Annotated in this window: 28 protein-coding genes; 18 read left to right on the top strand and 10 right to left on the bottom strand. The window is 37.3% G+C overall.

All coding sequences use genetic code 11. The features are described 5' to 3' along the window. Window positions 1-471: 471 nt before the first annotated feature. The 4 genes from BMSHG_RS15620 (at window position 472) to BMSHG_RS15605 (ending at window position 3,184) form a co-directional block, all read left to right on the top strand. Window positions 472-969, top strand: a complete 498-nt coding sequence (locus BMSHG_RS15620; protein ID WP_019155392.1) for a YehS family protein — start codon at window positions 472-474, stop codon at window positions 967-969. Between the two features lie 5 nt (window positions 970-974). Then, on the top strand, window positions 975-1,682 hold the full coding sequence (locus tag BMSHG_RS15615; protein WP_019155391.1) for a M48 family metallopeptidase: 708 nt from the start codon (window positions 975-977) through the stop codon (window positions 1,680-1,682). A 90-nt stretch (window positions 1,683-1,772) separates the two neighbouring features. Continuing rightward, window positions 1,773-2,615: an aldo/keto reductase gene (locus tag BMSHG_RS15610; protein ID WP_019155390.1), complete on the top strand. Its 843-nt coding sequence runs from the start codon at window positions 1,773-1,775 to the stop codon at window positions 2,613-2,615. 35 nt (window positions 2,616-2,650) lie between these two features. Continuing rightward, a complete protein-coding gene (locus tag BMSHG_RS15605; protein ID WP_019155389.1) occupies window positions 2,651-3,184 on the top strand; it encodes a GNAT family N-acetyltransferase in 534 nt (177 codons plus the stop codon). Between the two features lie 71 nt (window positions 3,185-3,255). On the opposite strand, the gene BMSHG_RS15600 is transcribed toward BMSHG_RS15605, so the two are convergent. The 3 genes from BMSHG_RS15600 to BMSHG_RS15590 form a co-directional block, all read right to left on the bottom strand. Next, window positions 3,256-4,197 carry an NAD(P)H-binding protein gene (locus tag BMSHG_RS15600; RefSeq protein WP_019155388.1) on the bottom strand — a complete coding sequence of 314 codons (942 nt, stop codon included), beginning with the start codon at window positions 4,195-4,197 and terminating at the stop codon, window positions 3,256-3,258. An 81-nt stretch (window positions 4,198-4,278) separates the two neighbouring features. Further along, the gene (locus BMSHG_RS15595) at window positions 4,279-5,169 is read right to left on the bottom strand and encodes a LysR family transcriptional regulator (RefSeq protein WP_019155387.1); all 891 of its coding nucleotides are present in this window, start codon (window positions 5,167-5,169) and stop codon (window positions 4,279-4,281) included. Between the two features lie 113 nt (window positions 5,170-5,282). Next, window positions 5,283-6,869 (bottom strand): bifunctional metallophosphatase/5'-nucleotidase, encoded by a 1,587-nt coding sequence (locus BMSHG_RS15590; protein ID WP_019155386.1) that lies wholly within the window; start codon window positions 6,867-6,869, stop codon window positions 5,283-5,285. A 194-nt stretch (window positions 6,870-7,063) separates the two neighbouring features. On the opposite strand from BMSHG_RS15590, the gene BMSHG_RS15585 reads away from it, so the two are divergent. From BMSHG_RS15585 to BMSHG_RS15560, 6 genes are all read left to right on the top strand, one after another. Beyond that, window positions 7,064-8,125, top strand: a complete 1,062-nt coding sequence (locus BMSHG_RS15585; RefSeq protein ID WP_019155385.1) for a phosphate/phosphite/phosphonate ABC transporter substrate-binding protein — start codon at window positions 7,064-7,066, stop codon at window positions 8,123-8,125. 117 nt (window positions 8,126-8,242) lie between these two features. Further along, complete coding sequence (phnC, locus tag BMSHG_RS15580) at window positions 8,243-9,025, top strand: phosphonate ABC transporter ATP-binding protein (RefSeq protein ID WP_019155384.1); 783 nt, start codon at window positions 8,243-8,245, stop codon at window positions 9,023-9,025. Further along, the gene (gene phnE / locus BMSHG_RS15575; protein WP_019155383.1) at window positions 9,018-9,833 is read left to right on the top strand and encodes a phosphonate ABC transporter, permease protein PhnE; all 816 of its coding nucleotides are present in this window, start codon (window positions 9,018-9,020) and stop codon (window positions 9,831-9,833) included. Before phnC ends, phnE (BMSHG_RS15575) begins: the two co-directional genes overlap by 8 nt. A gap of 16 nt (window positions 9,834-9,849) precedes the next feature. Next, window positions 9,850-10,653, top strand: a complete 804-nt coding sequence (gene phnE / locus BMSHG_RS15570; RefSeq protein WP_019155382.1) for a phosphonate ABC transporter, permease protein PhnE — start codon at window positions 9,850-9,852, stop codon at window positions 10,651-10,653. Between the two features lie 254 nt (window positions 10,654-10,907). Continuing rightward, entirely contained in the window at window positions 10,908-11,555 is a 648-nt protein-coding gene (locus BMSHG_RS15565; protein ID WP_019155381.1) for an alpha/beta hydrolase, read from the top strand. 32 nt (window positions 11,556-11,587) lie between these two features. After that, a complete protein-coding gene (locus BMSHG_RS15560; RefSeq protein ID WP_019155380.1) occupies window positions 11,588-12,358 on the top strand; it encodes a citryl-CoA lyase in 771 nt (256 codons plus the stop codon). A 56-nt stretch (window positions 12,359-12,414) separates the two neighbouring features. Here BMSHG_RS15560 and BMSHG_RS15555 read toward each other — a convergent pair whose 3' ends face one another. From BMSHG_RS15555 to BMSHG_RS15545, 3 genes are all read right to left on the bottom strand, one after another. After that, a complete protein-coding gene (locus BMSHG_RS15555) occupies window positions 12,415-13,080 on the bottom strand; it encodes a 3-oxoacid CoA-transferase subunit B (protein WP_019155379.1) in 666 nt (221 codons plus the stop codon). Beyond that, entirely contained in the window at window positions 13,080-13,748 is a 669-nt protein-coding gene (locus BMSHG_RS15550; protein ID WP_019155378.1) for a 3-oxoacid CoA-transferase subunit A, read from the bottom strand. The genes BMSHG_RS15555 and BMSHG_RS15550 overlap by 1 nt, the downstream gene beginning before the upstream one ends. Before the next feature lie 149 nt (window positions 13,749-13,897). Continuing rightward, window positions 13,898-16,735: a BTAD domain-containing putative transcriptional regulator gene (locus BMSHG_RS15545; RefSeq protein WP_019155377.1), complete on the bottom strand. Its 2,838-nt coding sequence runs from the start codon at window positions 16,733-16,735 to the stop codon at window positions 13,898-13,900. A 429-nt stretch (window positions 16,736-17,164) separates the two neighbouring features. Here BMSHG_RS15545 and BMSHG_RS15540 point away from each other — a divergent pair, with 429 nt between their 5' ends. The 7 genes from BMSHG_RS15540 (at window position 17,165) to BMSHG_RS15510 (ending at window position 22,895) form a co-directional block, all read left to right on the top strand. Beyond that, entirely contained in the window at window positions 17,165-18,148 is a 984-nt protein-coding gene (locus BMSHG_RS15540) for a VOC family protein (RefSeq protein WP_019155376.1), read from the top strand. 44 nt (window positions 18,149-18,192) lie between these two features. Further along, the gene (locus BMSHG_RS15535; protein ID WP_019155375.1) at window positions 18,193-19,434 is read left to right on the top strand and encodes an LLM class flavin-dependent oxidoreductase; all 1,242 of its coding nucleotides are present in this window, start codon (window positions 18,193-18,195) and stop codon (window positions 19,432-19,434) included. Between the two features lie 27 nt (window positions 19,435-19,461). Next, a complete protein-coding gene (locus BMSHG_RS26315; RefSeq protein WP_019155374.1) occupies window positions 19,462-20,274 on the top strand; it encodes an alpha/beta fold hydrolase in 813 nt (270 codons plus the stop codon). A gap of 94 nt (window positions 20,275-20,368) precedes the next feature. Then, complete coding sequence (locus tag BMSHG_RS15525) at window positions 20,369-20,932, top strand: NADPH-dependent FMN reductase (RefSeq protein ID WP_019155373.1); 564 nt, start codon at window positions 20,369-20,371, stop codon at window positions 20,930-20,932. A 60-nt stretch (window positions 20,933-20,992) separates the two neighbouring features. Then, window positions 20,993-21,289, top strand: a complete 297-nt coding sequence (locus tag BMSHG_RS15520; RefSeq protein ID WP_019155372.1) for a hypothetical protein — start codon at window positions 20,993-20,995, stop codon at window positions 21,287-21,289. Between the two features lie 64 nt (window positions 21,290-21,353). Further along, window positions 21,354-21,764, top strand: a complete 411-nt coding sequence (locus BMSHG_RS15515; RefSeq protein WP_392397253.1) for a DoxX family protein — start codon at window positions 21,354-21,356, stop codon at window positions 21,762-21,764. 54 nt (window positions 21,765-21,818) lie between these two features. Next, window positions 21,819-22,895 (top strand): maleylacetate reductase, encoded by a 1,077-nt coding sequence (locus tag BMSHG_RS15510; protein WP_019155370.1) that lies wholly within the window; start codon window positions 21,819-21,821, stop codon window positions 22,893-22,895. A gap of 295 nt (window positions 22,896-23,190) precedes the next feature. Here BMSHG_RS15510 and BMSHG_RS15505 read toward each other — a convergent pair whose 3' ends face one another. Together BMSHG_RS15505 and BMSHG_RS15500 are read right to left on the bottom strand one after the other, a co-directional pair. After that, the gene (locus tag BMSHG_RS15505) at window positions 23,191-24,282 is read right to left on the bottom strand and encodes a DUF1648 domain-containing protein (RefSeq protein WP_019155369.1); all 1,092 of its coding nucleotides are present in this window, start codon (window positions 24,280-24,282) and stop codon (window positions 23,191-23,193) included. Between the two features lie 15 nt (window positions 24,283-24,297). After that, a complete protein-coding gene (locus tag BMSHG_RS15500; RefSeq protein ID WP_019155368.1) occupies window positions 24,298-24,690 on the bottom strand; it encodes a GntR family transcriptional regulator in 393 nt (130 codons plus the stop codon). A 195-nt stretch (window positions 24,691-24,885) separates the two neighbouring features. On the opposite strand from BMSHG_RS15500, the gene BMSHG_RS15495 reads away from it, so the two are divergent. Further along, entirely contained in the window at window positions 24,886-25,701 is an 816-nt protein-coding gene (locus tag BMSHG_RS15495; protein WP_019155367.1) for a class I SAM-dependent methyltransferase, read from the top strand. A 75-nt stretch (window positions 25,702-25,776) separates the two neighbouring features. Here BMSHG_RS15495 and BMSHG_RS26310 read toward each other — a convergent pair whose 3' ends face one another. Then, window positions 25,777-26,592 (bottom strand): Ppx/GppA phosphatase family protein, encoded by an 816-nt coding sequence (locus BMSHG_RS26310; RefSeq protein WP_019155366.1) that lies wholly within the window; start codon window positions 26,590-26,592, stop codon window positions 25,777-25,779. Beyond that, window positions 26,574-26,699, bottom strand: coding sequence for a hypothetical protein (locus BMSHG_RS29295; RefSeq protein WP_262362276.1), 126 nt, complete (start codon window positions 26,697-26,699; stop codon window positions 26,574-26,576). Before BMSHG_RS29295 ends, BMSHG_RS26310 begins: the two co-directional genes overlap by 19 nt. Window positions 26,700-26,721: the final 22 nt, after the last annotated feature.

Here is a 26,721-nt window from a genome sequence, read left to right as displayed (position 1 = left end):
CCTGTCAGGAATTTATAAATTCCCTCGACTTGTGGACAACGTGTTCGTATAAACAGTTGGCGTATCGGCATGAAAAAATAACAGGAGAAATTCCGCTTAATGAGCAAGCATCATGAAAAAGAGCCAAAATAACAGGATAAATTCCTGCTATTCCCTCAAAAAATACCAAAATAAACGATTTTGCTCTCTATAAGCGGAAAATCTTCCGTTATTTCTCCTAAATGGAACTCCATCGAGGAGATAACAGGAAAAATTCCGCTTAAGGGTGAGAGATGGTTGGATCGAATGAGACAAACCGGAAGTTTCCTACATTTTGTAGGAGCTTTGTTCCTTTGAAAATGGATTATAAGACGAAAAAGTATTATAGTTAAAAAATATGCAGTTCATAATCTGTAGTGGATAAGTGAGACGGCAAAGAAGGAAAAATGGAAATAATCGTACCAGATATTTTTTCCAAGGGGAGGTCCAGTGATGGATAATAATGATATATTAATTCGCTTGCGATTTGCGATGGAAATAAAAAATAGAGAAATGGCAGAGATTTTTAAACTGGGTGGAATGGATGTAACCGTACCAGAAGTCGTCAAAATACTGACGAGAACAGACGATTTTGAAGAGGAAAGTGATGATCACATTGAATGTGATAACCACATGTTGGATTCTTTTCTAAATGGATTCATTATTTTTAAAAGAGGAAAACAAGAACCAAAACCAGGCCAACCGACTAAAGTAGAGCCTTCAATTAGCAATCATACTAATATGAATAATCTTTTATTAAAGAAAGTGAAAATTGCTTTAGCGTTAACGACCGAGGATATGTTGGATATTTTCGATGAAGGTGGAATTCGGGTGACGAAAGGGGAACTCGGAGCTTTACTGAGAAAAGAAGGACATAAAAATTATAAGCAATGTGGAGATAATTTTGCGAGAAAATTTTTAAGAGGATTGACGGTTCGATATAGGGGATAAATTCAATGATACATTCATACTTAGGCGAATCGATTCGTCTTGAGATTAAATACAAAAATCGTACATCGATCGCCATTAAAATGGATGGTTATGGAACGGTGGAAGTCCATGCTCCAAAGGGGACATCACAAGAGAACGTGCATCAAGTAGTAGAGGAGCACTGGGAGGCGATTCAGGAAAAGTTAAGGGAAATGACGAATCGGCAACGTGGACGAGAAGAAAAGGTATATGAGTATGGAGAAAATTTTCTTTATCTGGGCCATGCCTATCCTATCGAAATCTTTATAGATATGAATATTATGCAAGAACGGGTCGAGTTTAAGGATGAGAAACTGCATATTTATGTGAAGCAGCATGATGAGGAGAATATTAAACAGGCATTAAAACGCTTTTACTCTCAACAATGCAAAGCTTTAGTGGAAAAAAGTATATCTGTTCACCAAAGTAACTTCAAAACAAAGCCGCGTTCCATTCAAATCACAGATAGCCAAAAAACGTGGGGTACTTGTGATTCTAATCGCAAGCTTACCTTCAATTGGAGACTGGCGATGGCACCTCGAGAAGTAATCGACTACGTGGTTGTCCACGAGATGAGTCATATGGTTCATCTCAATCATGACCGCTCCTTCTGGCGACTCGTTGGGAAAATCATGCCTGATTATAAGGAAAAAGAAAATTGGTTGAGCCTATCAAGTTGGAAGATGACGGTATAATTTAGGAGATTCACCTGGATGCAGATATCATGAACTTTTTTCATTATTATGATATTTTAAAAGTATTCTAATGAAGGAAGTGACAGGTGAATGGGCAATTCAATTCCAGAAATCACGTTGAACGATGGTCTGAAAGTGCCGGTGATTGGTCTAGGTACATATAAGCTTAAAGGAAATAACGGAGCAACGTCGATCCAACATGCAATTGATCTGGGCTATCGACTTCTCGATTCCGCTTATAATTATGAAAATGAAGGGACCGTCGGGGAAGCAGTTAGACGTAGTTCGGTTCCGAGGTCAGAATTGCGAATCACCTCCAAATTACCTGGGCGTTATCACGAATATGATCAGGCAATAACGGCGATTCAAGAATCGTTATTTCGAGCACAATTAGATTACTATGATTTGTATCTCATTCATTGGCCAAATCCAAGTAAGGATCTATATGTGGAAGCTTGGCAAGCGTTGATTGACGCCAAAAAATGGGGGCTAATTCGCTCTATTGGTGTATGCAATTTCTTACCGGAGCATTTAGCGCGTTTGGAAAAAGAAACTGGTGTGAAGCCAAGCATGAACCAAATTGAACTACACCCGTTTTTCAACCAAGAAGAGCAAAGAAAATACCATGAAGAGAAAAATATCGCAACACAATCATGGAGTCCTTTTACTCGTGGTTTAAAGCATATCAATATCGACACCATTCGAAAGATTGCCGACCGCCACAAAAAAACGATTCCTCAAGTGGTGTTAAGATGGCATTATCAGCTAGGAGCCATTTCGATTCCAAAATCTGCTTCACCTCAAAGACAATTTGAAAATATTACCATTTTTGATTTCGAGTTGGCGCAGGAAGAGATGACAGCAATTTCCCAATTATCTCAACCTGATGGCAGAATCGCCAATCAAGATCCAGCGGTATATGAAGAATTTTAATGAGGTGAATAAATTACGATTAAAGGAGGCTTTCTTTGGAGTTTCATACTGAACGATTAACGATTAGACCCTTTCAACGTAATGACTTAGAATCTGTATTTGAAATATATCATCATGATGATGTATGTAGATATCTCCTACATGACAAATGGACACATGAAAATAGGCAGAGGGAATTTGCGAAAAAACTAGAAAATAGTATCCTCACAAAAGATAGAGCTTTAAGCTTGGCAGTAGTGCACGAAACAAAAGTGATTGGTGATTTATCTGTGTGGTATACGGGTATGAAAGATACGGTTGAAATCGGGTATAGCTTTTCCCATGAAGCTAAAGGAAATGGCTATGCAACAGAAGCCGTTAGTGGATTAGTCAAAAAATTGTTTGATCAATTTAAAGTACATCGCATACAAGCGAATCTTGATGCAAGAAATAAAGCTTCACAAAGATTGTGTGAGCGTATAGGGATGAGAAAAGAGGCGCATTTCATTCAAGATTTCTGGAACAAGGGTGAATGGACGGACAGCATTGTATATGGAATGCTGCTTTCGGATTTACATCTCCAGAATTAACTAAGAAAGCATACATGTTTCGGTCGTTTATGTTACTCCCCAAAAGCATAAGCTTTTGGGGAGTACTTATGTTAACTATCTTTTGAATGGCGCTCTCCAACTTGAAATTCATCTGCATGCTCAAACATGTATTTAACGGTCATTGGTTGTTGACCAGTAAGCTTCACAAAGTCATCTGTAAATTGATCCATTTTTCCTAAACGAATCGCTTGTGCGAATGTCACCATTCCTTCAGAAGAGAATGGTGCCTCTGAATCATCTTTAAATACGCCATCCGTTGTTCTAGGGACACCCATGGCATCAAAAATGAGGTAGTTTTCCTCGTCGGTAATTTCTTGGTAAGTAACATCGTGACCAGTGACTTCATTCCCGATTGCAATAAATTCGCTCATCGTTAATAGTTCGGGTCCATTTATATTCAAAATGGATTCATGATAATCATTTGTAGCAAGTGCGTGAGCCAGTGCCTTCGCACAGTCTTTCCGAGAAATGTAAGCCATTTTTCCATCACCTTGGCTATTTTTTAATACTCCATCTCCCTTTACGAAGGTAAAGTAATTGGTAATCATCGCTTCTGCATATTGAGAATTACGAAGGAAAATATAATCAAGACCTACGCTTTTAACATAGTTTTCTGTATAGGCATGGTCGATTTTTTCCACACTTGGGTTTGTTTCATCTGTTGCATTTACGAGAGAGGTGTATATAATTTGTTTTACTCCTGCTGCTTTCGCTGCATCCACCACATTCTTATGAGCATTTTGCCTTTTTTTACCTACAAACGGCATGGAGATTAATGCCACTTTTTCAGCGCCAGCAAAAGCTTCTGCTAAGCCATCCATTTTATTAAAATTCGTTACATGTGTTTCGATACCTTGATCCGCATATTGATTTAATGATGAGGGGTCATAGCCACATAATATTACGTGATCCTTATCTACTAATTCTAATAAATAGTTGGCAGCCAGTTTTCCAAGATTGCCATCGACACCAGTTAATAATAGTTTCCCCATCTTCAACACTCCTTTTTTAATAGCTTACAATTATATAGTATGTGAAATAATGAGCAAAGTCTAATAGAAAAAACGTATTCCCTATTGGGAAAACGAATCATGCATTTGCTGAAGAAAGGATTGTAAAGCAGGATTTCTGTTTTCTTTTAAATAGCCGATTTCAATCTTAAAATTATGATGAGAATCTTTTATTGGGATTAATCGAACTTCTTCAAGTGAATAAGGAAGTTGATAATTATTTGGAAAAAAGCCAATTAATTTTTCAGTAAGAATATGAAAAAGTTCTGTTTCGACATCATCAACGGTACGTAAAATATTCGGTTGATAGCCATCCTTTAATGCATGCTGAATCATTAGGTGATAGGAATCCCCAATCGCAGTCGGACTTAGCATTACGAGCGGATAATGATAAAGTTCCTCTTTAGAGATAACCTGGTGCTCAAAGAGTGGATGTTCATGACTTACTACAGCGCAATACTGTCCTTGGTAAATCGGATAAGTTTGTATTTCTTTTCCTTTAAAGGCTGAATCAAAGGCAATTGCCAAGTCGTAGGTACCCTTTATTAGAAAATCTGAAATATCCTTTAATAATACTTTGTTCAATTCAATCTCTATATTAGGGTATTTGTCCTTAAATGTAGGGATGAAACTTAATAAACGTTGCATATCCATTATGGTTGAATACTCAATGGTCAGCATATGCTTCTTTTCTTTTTGGTAATGAACCATTTTCGCTTTCAGATGATTGAATTGCTTCCAAATAGTTAGCGCTTCACCATAAAAAAGCCATCCAGCTTCTGTCGGTTCAATAGGAATTTGTTTGCGGTCAATCAATTGCATTTGAAATTCTCTTTCAAGTGATGCAATTTGTTGGCTTATGGTTGTTTGAGATACAAAATTTTTCTTTGCTGTTTCCGTGAAATTTTTACATTCAACCAGGTCAATAAAATACTTTATCTTTTCAATATTCATCTCAAACCCCCATTTCTTCTATCTCTTATTATACAAAAAGTAAACGTGGGATTCTTGTTTGAAGACAAATACAAAGGCATTCAGGAAATTCCCTTCCCAAATGCCTTCTCACATTATGAAATAACCTTCCAATTATGGTTGCAACTTGCTTCAACAGTTTTTCTTTTGAGGAAGTAGTCTGCGAGAATTTCTGTCATATCCGTTTGGATTTCTTTTATAACCGGTTTGTCTTTAAACATTTCGAAATCGCCACCGCCACCAGCACGGTAATTATTCATGACCACATCATATTGAGCTGTGAGATTGAGTGGTTCACCATTGCGAAGGAGCTTCTCCACTCGAGCACCAACTGGATTAGAAATATTTAGTACGTATTCAATTCCTTCCCACATATCGTAGTTGTAATGCTGCGGTTTAGGATCCATAAATGAAGGGTTGACTGTAATTTCTTTTTTGTCATTTAAGGTAAAATAGGTCGCACATTTTTCCAACGCATCTTTAATATCCTGTCCAGAAATGCGGATCACTTTTAAAGTGTTTGGATAGATATAATTGGAGACAATATCCCGCATCGTAACCCGTTCAGGAAGTCCTGGTGAGCCATTATGAAAAAGAGCTGTATTGGAGATGTCAACTCCTGCTGCATCCATTTGAACTTTGTTAATAAATTCAATAAGAGAATGGTCTTTGAGTCTTACATTAAAGGCATCTACAATTTTCATATCACCCTTAATCTCGCCAATAGGTTGGTCGAGCCAATTTTGAGTTTTTTCTTCAAATTCTGCCGCTAATGCGAGAACATCTTCTTGAACCCCGGTGTCATCGGTTACTTCCACTAATTCAGTCGCTTTATTGATTACTTGCCATTTTCCGTTAAGGAACTTGAATTGTAGGACGACTTTTCCTAATGCTTGCCCATTAAAACTTGGTTGCACAATGGCGATATCATGTAAGGTTGTCGCAATCGTTCGATGTTGATGGCCTGTTAAAAGGACATCAATTCCTTCGATTTCTTTACATATTTGATAGCCTTGATTCTCACTGGTCAAAGATTCGGTCGGTTCCCCTGTTGTTAAATCTCTTTCGAAGCCACCATGATAGGACACGACGAGTAGATCATAGTTTTCATTCTCTTTTAAGTACTGAACCCATTTTTTAAGAGTTTCATACGTGTCAACAAATGTTAAGCCTTTAATATGGCTTGGATTTTCCCAATTGGGAATGTAATGGGTGGTCACCCCTAAAACGGCAACTCTCAAACCATTCGGAAATTCTTTTATAAAATAAGGGGTACCAAAAGCAGGTTCGTTTGTTGCTTCATTTACGATATTGGCAGACAGCCAAGGAAAATTGCATTCCTCTACGGATGCTCTGAGCAACTCCATCCCATAATTAAATTCATGGTTTCCCATAACAGCCGCATCATACTCCAAATGATTTAAAATGCTAATCATCGGATTCTTTTTATCGGAAAGGAATTTGGCATAGTGATACGTTAATGGAGTGCCTTGGATGACATCGCCATTATCGATAAGTAAGATGTTTTCACGGTTTTTCGTTTCTTCTTTGATGAGGGTAGCAATTTTGGCAAAACCTGAATTGGTTTCGTGATTGTTCCCATAGTTGATAGGGAAGACATTGCCATGAATATCGCTCGTTTCGAGAATCAGTAATTCACAAGTTTCATTTGTTTTTGTCATACAAATACGTCCCTTTACTCATTTTTTCTTAGTTCATTATATCGTCAAAATACAAAAAACGACAAGAAACTTCAAAAGATAACGACTTTTACAAATTTTTAATATTGTTACTAGTATTTTGTGTTATACTTTGTCATGGAAGTGCAGTAAATGTTTTAAAAATCATAAAACACACACTGGGGGAAAAAACAGACATGAGAAACAAATTGAAATTCTTGCTTGGCCTTGCTTTCATTATCGCAATTATTGCTGGTTGTAGTTCAAACAACGACAACTCAGACAGCGCAAGTGAATCTGATACAGATTCAGGAAATACAAAAATTGAAACTCTTAAGGTAAGTTTTGTACCTTCACGTGATCCAGAAGAAATCGTGACAGCAACAGAACCACTTAAAGACATGTTAAAAGAAGAATTAGGTACTCTCGGGTTTGACGTAGAAAATGTAGATATTAATGTAGGTACAACATACGAAGCGGTTGGAGAAGCACTTTCATCAGGAACGACGGATGTCGGCTTAATTCCTGGTGGAACATATGTATTATATGATGATGGTGCTGAAGTTATTTTAACCGCAACACGTGCTGCTTTATCAAATGATTCTGATAATCCTAAAGATTGGAATGACAACAAGCCAACTGAAGGATCAGCGGATGAGCAAGCAACTTACTACCGCAGTCTTATCGTTGCAGGTCCATCTGAAAAAGGACAAGCACTTGCTGAAAAGGTAAACAATGGCGAAGAATTAACTTGGGAAGATTTAAAAGATGCAAGATGGTCTACACAATCAACTACTTCTTCTGCTGGTTATATCTATCCAACTTTATGGTTACAAGATAAGTTTGGAAAGAGCATAACAGATCTAGATAATGCTGTTCAATCTAACGGATACGGTGACTCCGTCGTAAAACTAGCTGCAGAGCAAGTAGATGTTATCACGATGTATGCTGATGCACGTCGTGATTACGAAGAAAATTGGACAACTGAATTTGCTCGTGAAGCATCTATTTGGGATGAAACAAATGTTATTGGTGTTACTCAAGGGATTTTTAATGACACAGTTTCTGTTAGTAAAAACTCTGAAATTATGACTGATGACCTAAAAACAGCAATTCAAGATGCGTTCATAAACATTGCTCAAACAGATGAAGGTAAAGAAGTTATCGCAATTTACAGCCATGAAGGTTATCAAAAAGCTGAGGCTGCTGATTACGATGGCGAAAGAGATGCACAAGCATTCTTAAGAGAATTAAAATAATTTTTGATTTATGTAATATGTCAAAGGTGTGCACAAGTGAGAACATCGGTTTTATGGATGTTCTCATTTTTTCACGTTTATGCTAGATGAGACACTTAATAGAATGGAGAAATACCAATGATAGAGTTTATTAATGTTGAAAAAGTCTACCCGAATGGAACAAAAGCATTACAAAATATCAACTTGAAAATTGAGCAAGGTGAATTCGTTGCGGTCATTGGTCTATCAGGTGCGGGAAAATCAACGTTAATTCGTTGTGTTAATCGGATGCATGATATTACAGGCGGTGAACTGCTTGTTGATGACATCAATGTTTCTAATCTGAAAGGAAAACAAGTCCGTCGTTTCCGTAGAAGAATTGGGATGATATTTCAATCCTTCAATCTTGTCACAAGAACAACCGTTTTAAAGAATGTGCTTGTATCATTTGTTCCCGATAATCCATTATGGAGAAAAATTACAGGTCTATATACAAAGGAACAGAAAAGAAAAGCACTAGAAGCTTTAGATAAAGTTGGAATTCTTGATAAAGCTTATGTTCGTGTTGATCAATTATCAGGTGGGCAACAGCAACGTGTGGCATTGGCCCGTACACTTGCCCAAAATCCCGATATCATTTTAGCGGATGAGCCGATTGCATCCTTAGATCCTGTGACGTCAAAATTAGTTATGGATGACTTTAAGAGAATTAATAAAGAGCTGAATATCTCTGTTATCATGAATATTCACCATGTTGAAGTAGCGTTAGAGTATGCGGATCGAATCATTGGAATTCGTAAAGGGGAAGTGGTCTTTGATGGTGAGGCATCCAAGGTCTCAGACGACATTCTTCATGACATTTATAGCGGTAATATTGAAGAATTGAAGGCGGCATTAGAGGAGAGTCATGCACATGTATGATAAAATTTTTCCTCCGAAAAAAATCGAATTATCGAACGGTAAGGTCGTATTAGAAAAAAGATCTCGTACCCCGCTTATTCTGTTGCTAGTCATTATTGCTGTCTATTATGCTGCTCAAATTACAGGTTTTAGTTTTGAGATTCTTTTTAAGAGAATTTATCAGTTTTTTATTATTATTTCAGAAATGCTTAAACCAAACTGGGGCTATATTGATGGCATTTGGCCAGAGTTGATGTCAACGCTCAAGATGTCGTTATTCGGTTCTGTTGCGGGAGCAATCATTGCTTTACCAGCAGCATTACTTGCTTCTGCCAATATTATCAAAAATAAAGTGATCGTATCAATTTGTAAGACGGTACTTAGTCTACTTAGAACGATGCCAACGCTTGTAACAGCATTAATCGCAACATATGTCTTTTCTTTACCTGCAACAGCAGGAACGATCGCAATTTTTCTTTTTACAATTTCCTATGTTGGGAAGTTAATGTACGAAGCAATTGAAAATGTCGACATGGGTGCCTTTGAAGCGATGGAGTCCATTGGGATGACACGAATTGAAGCATTCCGCTATGCGATCATTCCTCAAATACTACCTGGATACCTTTCTACATCATTGTTCTGTTTTGAAGGAAATGTCCGTTATGCGGCCATTCTTGGTTATGTAGGAGCAGGTGGAATTGGAAAATTGATTAATGAAACGATTGGCTGGCGTGATTATTCAAGTCTTGGAATGATCGTATTAATGTTGGTCATTACGGTATATACAATTGAGACCATTAGTGAACACTTTAGGAAAAAGTTAATTTAAAGGAGTAGTTCGGGGTATGACGACAATAGAAAAGCAGTTACTACAAGCACCTCGCAATCATCGATATGTCCTAACAGTTGTAGCCATCGTTCTTATTCTTTTAGCATGGTCTGTAACTGAATTAAGTCTTAAATTGGACAGCAATGGAATGAAGATTGCGTCAAATATAATAGGTGGACTCTTTAACCCAGATTTAGAATTTTTGTTCGACCTTTCAAATAAAGGTGTTTTATATTTACTATGGGAAACCCTTGCTATTGCTTTATTGGGAACATTAGTGGGTGCTGTTTTGGCGGTACCATTGGCCTTTTTATCCGCTTCTAACATTGTCCCAAAGCCAGTTGCTTGGATCATTCGCTTAGTATTAATTTTTATCCGTACCATTCCTGCTCTTGTTTATGGCTTGATGTTTATCCGCGTAACAGGACCAGGACCCTTTGCTGGTGTGTTAACGATCGGAATTACCTCCATCGGAATGTTATCTAAATTGTATGTGGATGCAATCGAAGAGTTGGATGTAAAAGTGTTGGAATCCATGACCTCCATCGGTTGTACAACCTTTGAAAAAATTCGTTACGGGATTATTCCTCAGTTGGCATCGATCTTTCTTTCGGTTATGATCTATCGTTTTGATATGAATATGCGTGAAGCATCAATCTTAGGTTTAGTAGGTGCTGGTGGAATTGGTGCCCCGCTCATTTTCGCAATGCAGGGCTATAAGTGGGAACAAGTTGGTTCGATCTTAATCGGATTAGTCGTTCTTATTTTAATCATCGAATTTATTTCAAATAAACTTCGTGCGAAACTAGTAAATGGATAAGATTCTTTATAAAGACATTTGGGGTTATACATATCCCAAGTGTCTTTTTTATTGTCTTCTTTTCACTATAACTAGTGATCTTTAAAGATAAAATATTGAAATGAATAAATATCGATACGATTTTATGTTTGTGATGTAGCAGATATCCAATTTTAATAGAAATACATAAACCGTGTAAGAAATTTGTTAGCTCAGTTGCGTAAACTTAAATTAACTGTTGGAATGTATGAGAGAAATTTATAGAGGTGATTTACATGAATGTCCACATGCAAGAGCCAATTCATTATTTCGGGGAAGATTTTTCAAAGGCAAAGACACATGTGCTCTCTCTTCATGGAAGAGACCAATCTCCGGAAACCATGATTGAAATTGCTAAGCGAATTGCACTTGACAGGGTACACTACGCCGTTCCAAAGGCTTTTCAAAATAGTTGGTATCCAGGAAGGTTTATGGATCCATTAGAAAAAAATGAACCATTTTTATCTTATGCGTTGGATGTATGTAGTTCAATTATAGATCAATGGATAAAACAAGGTGTTCCTTCAGAGAGAATTGTGTTGATGGGTTTTTCCCAAGGAGCGTGCTTAGTATCGGAATATGCCATTAGAAACCCTAAACGGTACGGTGGTGTATTGATTTTTACTGGTGGGCTGATTGGACCAGAAGGTACAGAATGGTCAGCTAAAGGAAAGTTTAATGGTACTCCTATTTTCTTAGGGACAAGTGATGTAGATGAATGGGTACCGATAGAGCGTGTTCATGAATCGGAAGCTATCTTCGCTAAGTTAGGGGCAAAGACGGATAAACGGATTTACCAAGGGATGGGGCATTTAGTAAATGACGAAGAAATTGCTGCTGCTCGTATCATTATGAAAGAGACTTTGCTGACAAAGGAACAATAGAATTTAATCATTAGACAGGGGGAAATAAAAAAATGAAATTTCAAACAAAAATTGGTAAATCAACAGAAGATACTATTCGAGTACATGGTTATGATCTTGCAGACGATTTGATAGGAAAAATCACACTTGCTGATATGGCATTTCTAGGGGCAAAACATCGTATTCCCACTGAACAGGAATCGAAGATGTTGAATGCCATTTTAGTTGCTATTTGTGAACACGGTTTTACTCCTAGCTCTCTATCGACAAGATTGACCTATCTTGGGGCACCAGAAGCTGTTCAAGCGGCAGTGGCAGCAGGCCTATTAGGTGCAGGGACCGTATATTTAGGAGCGATGGAATATGTAGCTGAAATGCTACAAAAAACCTTTGTAGAGTATGGTGATGATAAAAGTATAGAAGAGCTAGCTTCAATTATCATTCATGATAGAAAAGAAAAAGGGCTTCTATTACCTGGCTTCGGGCACCATATTCATAAAGTAGAAGATCCTAGAACAGAAAAATTACTCGAAATTGCTAAGGAAACGAGGTTCCTCGGTCGACATTCCCTACTATTACTAGAAATTCACAAACAATTTTGTGAATCAAAAGGCAAAAAAATCACGCTAAATGCTGTGGGTGTGATTGGTTCCATTATGTCTGATATGGGAATTGACTACCGTGTTGTAAAGTCATTTGCTGTAGCCTCACGTGCCGTGGGATTAGTCGCCCATTTGGTCGAAGAAATGGAAAGAGGTAGAAAAGACAGTATTGGTCAGCAAGTATTTAAGTATGTGGAGGATAACACGGATTATCGAGATTGAAAAAAATAATAAGGTCGTTCACGCTTTAAGGTGAACGACCTTATTCATTAATTCTACTAAACTTCCATTCGCTTCAGATTTTTATCTATCATCAATATTGGTTCCGTAACATTTTGTATTTCTTCTACCGTAAAACCAGGGGCAATTTCCTTTAGCAAAAGCCCGTTAGGAGTAACATCAATAACAGCCAAATCGGTATAAATCCGATCTACACATCGAAGAGCTGTAACAGGATAATCTAATTGATTGACGATTTTAATATCTCCATTTTTACTAGTATGTGTCATGGCAATGAAGATTTTCTTAGCTCCAATGGCAATATCCATAGCACCGCCAATGCTGCCAAGCTTTACACCTTTTATTTTCCAGTTGGCTAGGTCGCCTTTTTCTGACACTTGCATACCACCTAAAATAGCTACATCAATATGCTTTCCTCGTGCCATGGCAAAAGAATCAGCAGAATGGGAGTAACTGCCACCGGGAACCAGGGTGACAGGTTCCTTTGAGGCATTCACTAAATCCGGATCTTCCTCACCAGGTTTTGCTTTTTCCCCCATGCCAAGTACACCTTGTTCACTGTGGTAGATAATTTCGGCATCAGAGGCGACGTAATTACTGACTAAAACGGGAATTCCTATGCCAATATTCACGATGTCTCCTGTCTGAAGATCCTTGGCAATCCTTTGGGCAATTTGCTCTCTCGTCAATTTGCATTTTTCCATCATAACCCACTCCTTTTGACCACGCGCTGAACAAAAATTCCAGGAGTCACGATCGTCTCCGGATCCAACTCTCCAACTTCGACGATCTCATCGACTTCTGCGATCGTTATTTTGCCTGCCATGGCCATAACTGGATTAAAGTTACGGCCTGATTTGTTATAAACCAGATTGCCCCAACGGTCTGCTTTCTTTGCCTTAATGAACGCATAGTCCCCTCGAATTGCCTGTTCCAAAATACAAGAAATACCGTTAATTTCTCGTTCCTCCTTCCCAACTGCAACATCTGTTCCAACCCCAGTTGGCGTAAAAAAAGCCTCAATACCAGCTCCGCCAGCTCTGATTCGTTCAGCAAATGTTCCTTGAGGAATCAATTCGAGACCAATTTTGCCCTGATTGTATTTTTCGATAAAAACATAGCTTTGTTTGTTATTAGGAAATGAGCATGTTAGTTTTGATAGACGGTCGTGTAAGATTAGCTTCGCAATGCCTTCATGCTCATACCCAGGATTGTTACTGACTCCGAAGATATCCTTTGCACCTTGTCTGTAGAGGGCAAGTATCAATTCGTATGCTACTCCCGCTCCACCAAAACCACCAAATAATATCGTGCTGCCATCAGCTATATCGGCTACTGCATCATCGATCGATTCATATATTTTATTAATCAATAGGATTCTCCTCCATCCATCGCTTGTTTATAATCTCAATATTAAGGAATGATTCTTACAAAATACTTACAAATGATGATGGGTGGAGTGAAGTGAAAATAAAAAAAGGTAGAACACTTCGTACTACTTAATAATATCTTTTGCTAATTTCACGATGAATGCGTATATTTCCGAAAAAGGGATTGAACTTTCTCGCCAACCGGTATTCCAAGTTCGTTTTCTATAAAATTTTTATACTGCTCGGATACTTTTTTTGCCTGTAAAGGAAAATTCTTTATTAGTAAACGCTCCATATACTCTACATAGATGGTTTCATTATATGGATCTTTTTTGATGAGTTTCTCATAATACTCGATTCCAGCCTTAAACTCGCCATTTTTCCAATGAAAATCTGCGAGTTCCTGAAGGATGGATAAAAATAGGGAACGTAGTTTATGTCTCTCTTCCTCTAAAAAATCATGATAAGGATATCCTTCAAAGAAATCTCCTTGATAGAGCGCTTCAGCTCTTTTCAATTGTTTTAATCGATCGTTTTCTGTAAAGACATTCCTTTGTTCAACCAGTTGAGTGAATTCATCAACATCTAAATACACCTCATCGAGGCAAAAAGAGTAATGTTCCATATGGCGTTTAATAAAAGAGGAATCCCTTCTGGCTTTGATAGTGGGTTCTAACGATTTTCGTAGATCAGATAAAGACACGTAGAATTGGTTTTTTACAGACTCAAAAGTGCCATCTGGAAAAACTTGATCGATAAGGCTGTCTTTACTAATCTTTTTGTTACGGTTAGCAATAAAATATTGTAAAATCTGTAAGCTTGATTTTCTCTTTATCGAAATAATTTTATCCTCATATTTTATTTCAAAATTCCCAAGTGTATGAAGAGAAAGTTTGTACTCACCAGACCTTTTCTCGCTGACCTTTATTTTATTATCGACCTCTGAGCTCGTTTCAAATTTCAACCAATAATAATTCTTTTCTTCGGTGGTAAGGTCAACTTCTTTTTGCAATTTTGCAGCAAGAATTGAATTTCCTAATTCTTGATATACTTGAATTTGTAAGGCTTTCACCAGATATTTTAAGAAGTCAGAATAAGTTAGGTATAAAAGAGATCTAGATAAAGAACTTTCCGCTTCATGAAAATTTTTTAATTTCATATAAGTGAGCGCAAGTTGATAATAGATCCATCCAAGATCATATTCAATATTAAATTCTAGAGCGATAGACTCTGCCTTTCTTATCCAATTTAAGGATTCTTGATAATCTCCCTTTAAACGATAATACTTTCCCATTGAACAATAAGGGTAAATAATCGAACAATCATAGCGCTGACCAGACAGTTTTAATGTCTCTGTCAATAAATGTTCCCCTTTTGATAGCTCGTTTTGTTCTAGAAATACTTCTGAAAGAATCCATGTTGCCATATGGTGAGGATGAAAGTTTCCGTTTTTGTCTGGGTATGATAAAGCTTGTTTTGAGAACTGGATCGCTTTATCCAATTGACCTTTGTACAAAGATATTAGTGCCCTAAGTGAAAGATTAATCGAAATTAATTCATGATCCTTATTTTTTATAGAGTGTAAAAGAGAATCGCTACAAAGCTGTTCCGACCTTTCGATATCTCCTGTATAAAAGTTTAATCCCGCCAATAGATGTTGAAGATCTGCGAGCAATAGTGAATTTATTTGTTTCGTATCATCAATTTTCTTTTGTAATAGTGGAATTAAATCTTTACTTATTTCTAAGGGCATACATCTTATTAGGTAAAGCATGATGCTTGAAGCAGAAAAGCCTTCTGATGAAATCTCCTCTAATAATCCATCTATCAAGGTTAAAAACTGTGAAGATTCGTACTGTCTTCTCATATTGGTCATTAGTTTTGCCCCGAGTAAGTAATCCATGCCTGCAAGAGCGTGGGTAAAAGCAAGAAAATGCTCTCTCTTTTGTTCGTAAATATGCGAAATACGGCGATGAAAACCAATTATATCTGATTTTATAAAATATTCAGATAATTTATTGTGTAAAAAAGCACGAAAAATCGTATGGTACTTAATTGTTCCAACATCATTTTTATAGATAAATAGATGGTTTTCTAATAGGTGGTTAAGTATCTGTTCTGAATTGGTAATATTGAGGTATTGATTGATCGTATCAGCATTCAGTTCGGTAAATAAGCAAGTCTTATAAAGAAATGTTTTAATTTCTTCTGTTTGAGAAGCAAGGATTTCTGATGCTAAGTAATCATAAATATCAGGTGTGCCCCTAAACTTAATCCAAAAAAAAGGACGTTCTGAAGTATTCACATCTTTAATTAAATCTTTTAGAAGCTGTAGACTCGCAGCCCATCCTCCCGTTTTATTGTAAATCAACTCGATTTCATCATTTTGTAGACTGATATGGTGTAACTGGACAAAGAACTGTTCAATTTCTTCTTTTGTAAAAGACAATTGGCAAGTTCCTAATTCAAGCAAGCGATTTTGGAGCTTTAATTGGACCAGCTTTAAATTTGGCCTAATCCGACTTGTAATGATAAATGTTACATGGGGAGATGCGTGCTTAATAAGCACAGTTAAAATACCTTCAATTTCTTCACATTCATTAATAGACTGATAGTTATCCAAAACAATAATCAATTTTTTTGGCCAGGTAGAGAGAATCGTAGATATGTTTCTGAGTTCCATGTCAACATTTTCTATTGGAGCATCATATACGTTATAGTCGACTGAAATATGCCTTAATATGGCGGTTTTAAAATAGGATATAAAAATTTGAGGGTCGCTGTCCAGGTGAGATAGCTGGTACCATATTGCTGGAATATCATTTTCTACGATAAAGCTTGATATCAAGGTTGTTTTCCCATACCCACCCTCACTTGTTAGACATATTAGAGAACGGTCTAAGTTGTTTTCCAGTAAGTAAAATAGTCGTTCTCTTACTAGATATGGTGTGTAATAAGGGACTCTTAGTTTGGATTCGAGAAATTCCACATTTTATTCCTCCCTCTTAACGTAAGTCAAAACATTGTATCAAATTACATGATCATTCAACTCATTTTAAGTTCTTAGATTTATTTCAATAGGGATAACAAAAATAGGAGAGATGTTTTATCGATAGGAGGTTAGTTGTAAGTATAAAAAATTTAGTTGATTAGTGCTCTTTATCCTAAATTTGAATGCGCTTACATGTCACTATAAATAGTATAAGTAAGTTGGTTAGATGTCAATAGAAATGGATAAGACTTACAATCAATTTGGCTTATACATGGTGAAATCAATTCAGTTGAGATAATAATTTAAAAATTCGGATAATTGTAAGTTGCATGTAATATTTTAGTTAGCTCAGTTCTTTATAGTGTTTTTAATGGATTTATTGGACACGAGTAAATCCAGTTAAACCTAAATCATAGGAGGAGAAAAATGGAAAATTTAAGTGGGATTATTCGAGGTATTCATCACGTGACTGCTGGAGTGGAAGGTGCACAGGAAGACGTTGATTTCTTTGCAACCATTGTAGGACAGCGCTTAGTCAAGCAAACCGTATTAATGGATGGCGACGTACCAATTTATCATTTCTATTATGGGAACCAAAAAGCTGAAATTGGAACAATTATGACATCGTTTCCATTTAAACAATCTGGGGTTTATGGAAGAAGAGGCTCAGGACAAATTAGTATAACAGGTTTCACGGTACCAGAGGGATCATTAGATTTTTGGAAGAATCGTTTTGAGCAAAAGAATGTTGAACATGGAGAAATCGAAGAAAGATTTGGACAAAAACGTCTATCATTTTTCCATCCATGTGGATTAGGTTTTGAACTGGTAGAAGATCCAAATGATCAAAGAGAAGCATATATATCAGAGGAAATATCAGAAGAGTATGCTGTCAAAGGATTCCATAGTGTAACCATGTCTATTCGTGAAGTGGATGAACAAATGCGATTCTTCACGGGACCTATGGGATTCAGGCTAACAGGGCAGGATGGTCAATACTATCAATTAGAAATAAATGAGGGCGGAGCAGCGAAAACTATCAATTTTAAACATGAGCCAGATCTTCCACAAGGGAGTTGGATTAATGGTGCAGGTATTGTCCATCACGTTGCCTTCGCTGTTGCGGATGATGAAGAAATGAATAAAGTAAGACATTTTATTGAAGGCCTTGGGTACACAGATATTTCGGAAATTAAAGACCGTCATTACTTTCACTCCTGTTATGTAAGATCACCTGGTGGTATTTTATGTGAGTTTTCCACCTCAGATATTGGCCTAGCAATCGATGAATCTATCGAAGACTTAGGTTCTACTTTATTGTTACCACCTTGGAAACTAGATGAAAAGGAAGAAATTTTTGATTATCTTGAACCAGTGGTAAATCCTCAAATTCAGAAGATTAATAAATAGAATATTTATATTTAATGGTATGTAAAGCTGAGGAGGGAAATCTAGTGAAATTTATCTTTATGAACCTAATGCCATATCGTGATTTACCTGAGAATTTTGAAAAGGATTATGAAAGCGTATACATCTCTATACCAAGAACATTATATGATCCTGTAAAGGGCCATGAAATGTATAACGATTATATTGAACAGTATGAACTGGCCATCGATTTAGGTTTTGATGCAGTTGGAGTGAATGAGCATCATAGTAATGGATATGGGATGATGCCATCGCCGAATATCATTGCAGGAACACTTGCTAGAAAGGTGAAAGATTCTGAGAAGGCATGTCTTCTTATATTGGGAAATAGTTTGGCGCTTTATAATCCTCCAATTCGTGTGGCAGAAGAATTTGGGATGTTAGATGTGATTACGGGTGGGCGCTTAATTGCAGGTTTTCCTGTTGGAACGTCGATGGATACCAACTATGCATACGGCGTTTCCCCGGCAGAGTTAAGGCCACGATATTATGAGGCACATGATCTAATTAAAAAAGCATGGACAACGGATGAGGTGTTCCATTTCAACGGGAAATACAACCAACTCCGTTATGTAAATGTTTGGCCACGTACGCACCAAAGTCCACATCCACCCATCTGGATTCCAGGTGGTGGGGCGAGCATTGAGACTTGGGATTGGGTTGCAGAAAATGATTATAACTATTCTTATCTAAGCTTTTATGGGCATAAGTTTGCCCAAGACAAATTTGATAAATTTTGGGCGAGACGCTTAGAAAAAGGCTACGATATGAATCCATATAAAACCTCCTTTGTTCAATTAATTTGTATCTCAGAGACAGACGCAAAGGCTCAGGAAGAGTATGAGGAGCACATCAATTACTTCTTTGAAAAATCATTTCATGTATCGCCAAGATATGCAGAGGCTCCAGGTTATCGTTCTCCAAGAAGCGTTGCAGCTGGGATGAGGAGTCAGTATGGTTCAGAAGGAGCCGGAGCACAGTTAAGAAAAGGATTAAATTGGCAACAGCTAATTGAGCAAGGATTTATTATAGCTGGTTCGCCAGAGAGTGTGCGTGACCAACTTAAAGAGGCTTCTAAAAAACTGCATGTGGGGAACATCATTGCTTTATTGAATCATGGATCAATGCCACATGAATTAGCTTGTAAAAATATTGAATTAATGGCGAAAGAAGTTATGCCTCATTTACGTGATATGTGGGATGAGCAATGGCCTGTTACGAATTGGCCAGAAATTCAATTGAATAAAAACAAAGAGGTAATGAAATAAAAGCTTTGACTAAGGAGGAGTGAAAGTATGTCTTCACCAAAAATAGAGACGATCACGGTAAGAGATAACATAACTGCCAAGGTTCTTATAAAGGGCGAAGGGCAACCTGTAGTATTTCTTCATGGAGCAGGTGGAAATGTTTGGGATCCATATTTAGAAGAGTTATCTAAGCATTACAAAGTGTATGCTCCTTTTATTCCTGGTCACGGTGGATCTACAGGAAATGACCAGTTGCAAGGTTGGTGGGATTTAGTCCTTTATTATTATGAGCTATTTGACGTACTTGGACTTGAGTCGGTGAATGTGATTGGGCATTCTTTTGGGGGGATGCTTGCTGCAGAACTGGCATCAACTGATCCAAAGAGGGTTAAAAACCTAGTTCTTATTTGTCCGGTAGGCCTATGGATTGACGAAACTCCGGTGACAGACGTGTTCTCATTAGTTAATACACCGGATGTATTATTAACTAAAATGTTTGCTGATGTTAATTGTGAAGCTGCTAAAGCCTTTTCAACTTTGCCAGAGGATGAAGAACAAAGAATTGAAGCGATCGTAGAGAACCTTATAGCTTTAACGGAAGCTGGTCGGTATATGTGGCCAATCCCTGAAAAAGGACTAAAGCGTAGAATTCATAGACTTACTGCGAACACATGCATTATTTGGGGAGACAAAGATGGGCTTGTTCCTGTTGATTATGCGTATGAGTTTCATAAAAAAATCCCAGGCTCAAGAGTAGAAATTATAGAGAATACTTCTCATTACCCGCAGGCCGAAAAATTAGAAGACGTATTAAATACAACAATTAAGTTCCTTTCTTCAACACCTGTAGCAAATAAATAACTTTGTTTAGAAAAAAGAAGGTTGGTTCATTCGTGAGTGAAATGTACTTGAACGAGTCTACCTTCTTTTTAATATCGATTCGGAGTGGATATACATGAGATTACTCGGCATTTCGGGAACCATAACTGGATCAAAAACACTTACGATTGTAAAAAAAACACTTGAAGAAATACAGTGTAATCATCCAGATATTAAGGTAGAGTTACTGGATATGAAAAAGTTTGATGTGCAGTTCTGTGATGGTCGTGTTCCGGCTGCTTATACTGGGGATACAAAAAAAGTCATAGACTTAATTGCAGCAGCTGATTTTTATATTATCGGAACACCTATTTTCCAAGGATCTATCACAGGCGTGCTGAAAAATTTATTTGATTTAGTGGAGCCAAGTGTCTTTCGTAATAAAGTAATGGGATTTGTTGCAACTGGGGGCACATATCAACATTATTTAGTCATAGAAAATCAATTAAAACCGATCGCAGGATATTTACGAGCATATACAGCACCAAGCTATGTTTATGCTCATAAAAATCATTTTTTTGAAAATAATTTGGTCGATGTGGATGTATTAAAGCGTATCTCAAAGTTAGCAAATGAAGTTGTGTTCATGCAGAAATCTTTAAAGACAACGTCTGAAACAATAGCAGAAGGAAGGAACTAACCTCATCATTTATTTTCAAATGTGAATTGAAAACGTTTATCCGGTGAAGGGGGGAGTTAAATGGTTTCAATCACGAATGACATCATTCATTTAGCGGATTTTTCCTTTATTCAATTCTGTATTCGTAAATATGGGGTGAATAGAGGTGTTTATAATACGATTGATCTTTGGTTTTACAAAAATGGGCTCGTGGATATTCTAGTGCGCCGTAGAAATATATTAATTTTTCTCGAATCTCTTACAGAGCCCAAAAATCCACGTTTGAAGTTTGGAAGTGGAGGTTTAACGATAAAACTACAACAATACTGCTATACAGCAGTGATGAAAAATGCCTCTAGCTATGAGGGGAATATTTAATTAAGGCTCTTTTTTCAAACATTGTTGCTATTGATCTATAAAATCAAATAGAACATTGAAAGGAATGAGTAGTAAGGTGGTAGATATAGGGATATTAATCATTCGTTTGGTCATTGGAATTTTGTTTATTGGACATGGTTCTCAAAAGTTGTTTGGCTGGTTTGGTGGCAATGGCTTAACTGGAACAGGTGGTTGGTTTGATTCGATTGGTATAAAGCCTGGTGTAACGATGGCCCTACTCGCAGGATTAGCAGAATTTGTTGGAGGAATAATGTTTGCTATCGGGCTTTTAACCCCCTTATCAGGGATCTTGATTGCTGGAACTATGATTGTTTCGGTGGTGAAGGTACATGGTGCAAATGGATTATGGGCTCAAGCAAATGGATATGAGTATAACTTAACGTTAATAGCCGTTTCCGTTGGTATTGCTTTAATTGGACCAGGTCAATATGCCCTTGACTCATTATTTTTCTAAATAGATTGGAGCTAGTTAAATGATCTTGAGTGCCTGTTGAAGGAGGGAAGAGAATTGGAGAGTTTCGTATATGAAGTTCAGGCAAATAGAGTCATATTTGGGACCGGAAAAATAAAAAAGGTTCAATTTGAATTAAAGAAATTAGGTCGGAAAAGGGGATTAGTTATTTCGACGCAAGAACAGAGTGAACTAGCAGAAAAAGTGCAAAGCTTACTTAGCAATTTATGTGGCGGAGTATATACGAAAGCCCGTCAACATGTTCCTTTGGACACAGTTGAAGAGGCACTGAAACTTGTGAGGAAACAGAATGTAGATAGTCTTATTCCTGTAGGAGGTGGTTCATCAATCGGTCTCGCTAAAGCAATTGCATTACATACTTCCTTTCCTATAGTGGCCATTCCGACAACCTATGCTGGATCAGAAATGACACCTATTTGGGGGATTACAGAGAATGGACTGAAAAAAACAGGAAAAAATTTAGTGGTGAAGCCGAAGTCGGTTATTTACGACCCTGAACTCACCTATACACTTCCTTCACGTTTGACTGTAACGAGTGGTATGAATGCAATAGCACACTGTGTTGAAGGGCTGTATGCAGAAAACGCAAACCCGATCATGTCCCTTTTAGCGGAAGAAGGCATACGCACACTAAGTTTGAGCCTTCCGAAAATATTAGCTGATCCACTCGACACAAATGCTCGCTCCAAAGCACTATATGGATGTTGGTTAGGAGGGACTGTTTTAGGGTCTGTAGGGATGGCTCTCCATCACAAGTTATGTCATGTCCTTGGCGGAAGTTATAATCTCCCCCACGCAGAAACGCATACAGTCATACTACCACACGTTATTTCGTATAATGCAAATGGAGCCCCTGAAGCGATTAAAGTGATTGCAAGGGCAATCGGGTGTGATGAAAATGATGCACCAGGTGCGTTATTTGATTTAATGAATTCTCTCGAAGTTCCCATTTCATTGAAAGAGATTGGTATGAAAGAAAGCGATCTAGACGTTGCAGCGAAAATAGCAACAGAAACCCCATACTATAATCCAAGTCCGATTAATGAACGAGCGATCCGGCAATTACTAGAGCGAGCATATAAAGGCATACGACCACAACTAGTGAACATATGAAAGATATAACCATCTATACAAAATAGGAATGAAAACTTCAATTTTTTTTACAGAAAGGCTCTTTTCGCAAACATTGCTGTTTTTGGAAAATAATAAGTTCATAAAATGCCTATATCTTCTCGTAAAGACTAAAAAGAGAGGAAGCGAAAAGTGCCGTCGCACATTTAATGTATAGCAGTAACAGTGACATATGGGTAAAAACCGGCTTCTGGGTTTTTACGAGAAAAACCACAACCTATACGAAAACAGCGTACTGAAAAGATGCTCTCCAATTAGAGAACATCTTTTCTAGATTTTATAAAAATGAAAACAGAAGAATCACAATAAGTGGTACAAGAACAATGAGATATCCAAGCGGATTAGCAAAATTGATCGTCCAACCAACGCCAAAACGCTTTTCCACAAAGATCGATGGATCATTTTTATTGAAATAAAAGAGTCCGCCTTTCCAATAGGAATCTTCATTGGCATCCATGATTTTTTCTTCTATTTGTGGTGAATGGTTTTTATCAGAAAATCCAACTTTGACCGCAAATACAATCGTTCCCATTAGAACAAGGAATAGAAATCCAAGTGGGATTAAAAACATAGCTGTTGATGAAACGAGATCAGGGTGAATCGTTTGTAGTTGAAAAAAGCTTAACATCATCGAGAGAAGAAAGCTAACAAAAAACATGAGCCAGCTAGAGTATTTCCGTAAACTAAGTTGTCTTTGTCTCGACATTACAGTACTTTCTGCGCTTAGTTTAATCCCCGACTTTTTGGTTCCTAAATGAATTCCTAAAAACATGATCTGCATCATAAAAAGAGTGAGGGGAAGAGTGAGAACTGACATGAAAGTTTTATCTGTAAAAGCATCTGCTTCCCCGTTAATTCCCCAATGTGTTGGAATTTGCTGTGGCAATAAATCGTATTGAAGAAAGGTATAAACCATTACTCCGATTGTGATCACCATCGGTAGTAAATATACTGGCCACGGCAGCATTTCATCCTTGGCGCGTGCTGATAAATCAGCGATTTTAATGCTCTTTATGTTTTCCAACCATTGCTTATCTCTTTTTAGACGAAGCGCTTTTCCATGAAAGTAAAAATAGAGAGAAAAGCTAAATAGAATAATCGTAAACTCAAGAATGGTTCCAATGATGACAATTTGTTCTTGGGTAACGGGCTGTAGTAGAGCCCAAAGAGCATATCCCCCTAGAAGAATCGCTGATACACCCCCAACCATCAGCGAGTATTTCTTCTTATACGATAACAGCGTTTTGTTTTGTAAGTGTTGTTCTGGAATCGTGACTCCGAAAATGATGGAACGGTTTACTAAGAAAGGAATTGTTGTTTGAATAGCTGCGATAATAATCGCTATAAAAAGAAAGATGGCTAAAGTCATTCTGGTTCCTCCTTGTTAGTTGATTTCTTTATTGCTTTTTTTAAATTCCTCAATCACCGTTGCAACTAGCTCTTTTATTTGTAAGGTCGTCATGCCTGTAACGATGGATTCTGCAATAAGATGTTTATATTCATCTTTGAGCTTTATGTGTACGTTTTCATTGAAGTCTTGTGGTGAAGAAATGATGGCACCGGATTTCGGTACGATTTGAATAATGCCTTTTTGTTCTAAATAATGATAGCTCTTATTGACGGTGTGCATATTAATACCAAGATCTGCCGCAAAGTTCCTGACAGACGGAAGTGATTGTCCAGATTGAATATTACCTCGTGCAATACCATCAATAATTTGATTGGATATCTGTAAATAAATAGGGATTTCTGAATCCGACTCGATCCGAATAATCATATAACTCCTCCAATCTGTTCTATATATATTATAACAGAATTGTTCTATAATGTATAGATCAGTTCTGTGAAGGGAATGTCAGTTTCATTAAATAAAAGAGTTGCAATTGAAACTTGTTATTTGCGTCTTTTGTAAAATACAATGGTGATACAACCATTACAACATTCACATTTTTGGTTCGAGAGGAGTAAGTCTATGTCAGAAGCAAACCTTCATAATATCGAACGATTTACTGGTTTTGGAAATCTATACGATCAAAATCGTCCAAGTGCGCCAAAAGAGGTCATAAAAATTTTAACCAATTATTTAAAGGATAAACCGAACCTAGTTGCTGATGTCGGTTGTGGTACAGGGTTATCTTCTTTTATTTGGTTGGGGATTGCTGACAAGATAATAGGAGTAGAACCTAATGATGATATGCGTCAAGTAGCTGAAGAGCGTTGGGAAGAATCAGGGAAGCCAATGAACCTACAATTCATTAAGGGATTATCTCATGAACTAGGGTTAGCAGATGGCAGTGCAGATATCATTACATGTTCCCAGTCTTTTCATTGGATGGATCCGCAGTCTACTCTAAAGGAGTTTGCGCGAGTGCTTCGTCCAAACGGGATATTTGCAGCATATGATTGTGATTGGCCGCCAACATGTGATTGGCGTTTGGAAGAACATTACCTGAAATTATATGCTTATGTTGAGGAGCGGCTTGCCGAATTGCTTCCGAACGAAAGTCGGGCCCATCGATGGAGCAAAGAAAAACATTTGCAACAAATTCAGCAATCTGGCTTATTTTCATTTGCAAAGGAGATCGTCTTTCATAACTGGGAGCAATGTGATGCAGAGCGTTATGCCAATATCGCCCTTAGCCAAGGTGGATTGCAAACTGGATTGAAACTAGGTGAAAAAGATCTTAAGGTTGCATTCGAAGATTTTCGTCATCATGTGAAAGAGGTATTCTGCGGAGAAACGAGAAAGATCCTATTTAGCTATCGCATGCGGGTAGGATTTAAGTAAGTGTTGTTGATAAAAAAAGGGTGCGTAAACATTCTTACGCACCTCTTTCAAGTCCTTATAACTGCGATCCATTCCTCATCCTATCTTATGCTCGTCACATGCTACATTCAATCTTTCTTTCAAAATTCCATCTCGAATCGATCTATCGTTGAAAATAAAATGAGGGGTTTGAACAACTTCCATTAAAGTTAAAAATGTCATGATGCCAGGGATTATAATGTCTTTTCGTTTCTTTGATAGCCCCTTGATTTTGGTGCGTTCTTCAACGGATAATGAAGATAATTCCAAAATGATTTTATTTATATCATCAAATGTAAGTGTGTATTCATTTGTGTCCTGTGCTTTCTGATAAATTCTTCCTAGATTCCGTGCAGTTCCACCAATTCCGATAATCGGGTAATGGACATTACGTAACCAAGGGAGACTTTGAAATTGGGCCAGAAGATAAGCACGAAGTTCCGCAAGTTGTTTCGTTGTAACTTGATCCCCGAAATTAAATTTAGAATTCAAAGATACAGCACCGAATGGAAAACTATAATATTCTACTAAGTTTCGTTTGTGGAAGAGTGTGATTTCGGTACTTCCACCACCTATATCAATGGTAATACCATCATTTAAATCGATGGAATCGATGACACCTAGATACCCGTAATAAGCTTCTTCATACTCACTTAACACTTTCATTGAGATATCGGTTTCTTTTTTTATTTCGGATAAAATCTCTTCACGGTTAGAAGATTGTCTAATCGCTGCAGTGGCAAATCCAATCACTTCATATATGTCAAAAGTTTTCATTACATCATGAAAATCCTTTAAGGTGGAAATAATAAGCCGGATTCCTTCTTCGGATAATTCTCCGTCTTTCATATAATTTATAAGTCGAGCTGCCATTTTTTCTTTTTTATTTCTTTATAATGACCGACACTGTCGATTTGATATATCGCTAATCGAATAGAGTTGGAGCCCATATCAATTAATGCCACAACTTTATTTTTCAATGTATAGAACACTTCCTTTAGA

The sequence above is a fragment of the Robertmurraya massiliosenegalensis JC6 genome, from assembly GCF_000311725.1.
GTDB lineage: Bacteria > Bacillota > Bacilli > Bacillales > Cytobacillaceae > Robertmurraya > Robertmurraya massiliosenegalensis.
This window is presented reverse-complemented; position numbering and strand designations above follow the sequence as displayed.